Genomic DNA, 2,557 nt, shown 5'->3' with positions numbered 1-2,557 from the left:
TAACTCCCCGAGCCGGTGTTGCCCGTATTGGTGTTGCCCGATGTGGTAGGCGGTGTCACTACATTGGATGTACCTCCACCAGAAACGATCCCGCTGCCCCCAGGGGTCAGGTTCGGGGTAAGGGCTGTTCCGCTGCCGGGCAGATACGATGTGGCGCTGCCAAAGACCGGGGGAATCAGAGCGGTGTTTTTACTCCGATCCACATTGATTTTTGGTTTGTCCACATAAATCGTATTATCCGATGTGGGCCGGGCAAAAAGCCCTTGTTCCGGGCCGTAGAATGTATAATCCGCCGCCCAGGCCGATTGGCTCAGCACCGCAATCAATGCGCAGGCTGCTGCAATCTGTCGTTTCATCATTTGATCCCTTTCTTTTTCTTGTATTTCCGCCAGCCTGTGATCCCAGCTGCCGTGCCAGCTCCTCCGGCCAAGGCTGCAACGGGGATACCAATCAACGCTCCATAGGGAGTATTGTCTTTCTCCGGCTCCTGCTCCTTCATGGCGGAGAAAATCGCGGTGTAAAGGATGCTGTTGTTTGTGGTGCGACTGACATCCCCTACATAATCCGCCGTCACCACATAACCCTTCACATACCGGCTGGTTTTTGTTCCGGCATAGCTGGCTACCGCAGTATAGCGGGTCGCCACACTCTGCCCGCTGACCTCATCGGCTGCTGCCGTTTGCCAGGACACATCCACCAGCTCCATAGTGCAGCCGTTTTCCTCCACCGTTTTGGGAATGTAGGATGTATCGGCATCGGCCAGATTGGGATAGGTGCGGGTGGCTGTCACATTCTTGTTCCGGCTGCCATAACCCGAAGCTTCCACTTTGACACTGGCCGTATCCAGGGTAAGGACACCCATGTATCCGTCTTCCCCGGCATACTCCAGAGTAGGAGCCAGATTCTTCAATACCGTCTCTGTATCCTTGGTGGAGGATTCCTGAGTGATCTGCTGGGTGTGCTCCTTGGTATCGGTTTCCCGTTGATCTTCGGCCAGAAGATCCAGGAACACATATTCCCGTCCTTCCTGCTCAAAGTTTTCTGTGGGGATCACCGACGGATCGGCACTGGCATCCAGCTGATAAACCTTTTCCAGGTGCCAGACTGTATCATCCTCGTTATATACGATATCAATAGGATACAGCGCAGGCTGGGGCGGAGTCTCCACTTGAGCTGTCTCTCCGTCCTGTGTTTCCGGTTCCGGCTCAGCTGCTGCTCCCATCAACACCGGCGTACACATGACGCAAAACAACAGAGCTGCTGCAAGCCCCTGTCTGTGTTTCATCGTTTCTCATCTCCTTCTTTTGTTATCGTGTCTGCACCAGAGCCTTTGATTTCCCCTGCCCATGCTCGTTGGTTCCCATGGCCTGCCCGATCTTTTGGCGTACCGATTTTTGAATGTTCACTTCTCTGCTCACATTCTTTTCCATGCCACTGTACAACCAACTGATCGATGTTAAACAGGAATTTCGTTCCTCTGTATTCCAAGGGGCGTTGTTCTGAGCCAAACGGCTCAGATCCGGCTCCGGGCAAGGTAAACCGTACCGCTGGCACATCATCCAACTTAGACATTCTGCATCTTGCTGAAAGATCTCGCGCCGATACCCTTCATCCATCTCCATATCCATCCTCGCTTGAAGAATCTCCCGGACTAAGCCGCGAAAGGCTTCTTCCACACCAATACCCTGAGGGAGAAGAATTTCCTTCCTCTCTGGATCATATCGAATCTCCGAAGAGGAAGCTCCAGTATCGATCTTTACTTCTACTGGCGATAGTTCCAGTAATGTGCGCAACCCCATTTCCAGGCGCTGACCGCTCAACCGCTGTTCTGGTTCTGGAGGAATGCTTTCTTTTGCCCAAGTCTGCTTTGCGGCAAAGACCCATTCCATATTGGGATTTGTCCATCCATCGTGATCTAGCAGCCTGACCATACCTCGCTCCAGTGGGATTCCTTTTTCGCCGGGCTTTACAAAGCGGCCATGCTCATTCCACTCAGGCACTGTCCGAAACACTTGATCATCTGGCTCTTTCGCCATCAACCACAGTAGAGTATCAGCGGTATATTGAGGATGATGGGCCTGCAGCTGCAAAAAATGTAGATAGGCATCTGGCTCTTCACTTACCTTCTGGGTCATATCCACCACTGCGGCGGATATTTCATCTGTCGGCCATATCTCTTTCGGCTCTGCCATGTGTCCTCCTCCTCATCGGGAGCGTGTGGGGGTCTTTATCCCTTTCATCACCTCATGTGCTTTTGCAGGGCCTTTTTCCCACTTACGCTCTGATGATTTTTTCAGGGCTTCCACCCGATCGCGCACCGAAGGACGCTTTCGCTCTTCATTCGTCCTCGTATTCATAGTACTGCGCTCGTTGAAACTCCCGTACTCTTTGGATTCTTCCTTTGACAGAGTACGGGTCACAGCGTTTTTTCCCTCACCCTCCCTGGTGGGGGCCGGGTACCCCAGGCGCTCGATAATTCGATTGATCCGCCCGGCGTCCTCCGCTTTGGCGATAACCTCCACCCGGCCATCCTGGGTCTTGGAGTTTTTCACCATCA

The 2,557-nt window shown here is 53.0% G+C and carries 3 protein-coding genes and 1 pseudogene; all 4 read right to left on the bottom strand.

Annotated elements, in window-relative coordinates; genetic code table 11:
- A pseudogene (locus tag KQI26_RS14990) lies at positions 1 to 359 on the bottom strand (sortase); the annotation flags it as partial.
- Positions 356 to 1,285: a hypothetical protein gene (locus KQI26_RS14985; protein WP_216505039.1), complete on the bottom strand. Its 930-nt coding sequence runs from the start codon at positions 1,283 to 1,285 to the stop codon at positions 356 to 358. The gene KQI26_RS14985 and the pseudogene KQI26_RS14990, both read right to left, overlap by 4 nt.
- A gap of 22 nt (positions 1,286 to 1,307) precedes the next feature.
- Positions 1,308 to 2,192, bottom strand: coding sequence for a hypothetical protein (locus KQI26_RS14980; RefSeq protein WP_216505038.1), 885 nt, complete (start codon positions 2,190 to 2,192; stop codon positions 1,308 to 1,310).
- 12 nt (positions 2,193 to 2,204) lie between these two features.
- The coding region (locus KQI26_RS14975; RefSeq protein WP_216505037.1) for a DUF3801 domain-containing protein at positions 2,205 to 2,557 on the bottom strand (353 nt) is incomplete at its 5' end.

The organism is Intestinimonas sp. MSJ-38 (assembly GCF_018917925.1).
GTDB lineage: Bacteria > Bacillota > Clostridia > Oscillospirales > Butyricicoccaceae > Pseudobutyricicoccus.
This window is presented reverse-complemented; position numbering and strand designations above follow the sequence as displayed.

Excerpts from the sequence above, each read along its gene's own strand:
- KQI26_RS14985 (WP_216505039.1), bottom strand. The coding sequence starts at position 1,285 with ATGAAACACAGACAGGGGCTTGCAGCAGCTCTGTTGTTTTGCGTCATG.
- KQI26_RS14980 (WP_216505038.1), bottom strand. The coding sequence starts at position 2,192 with ATGGCAGAGCCGAAAGAGATATGGCCGACAGATGAAATATCCGCCGCA.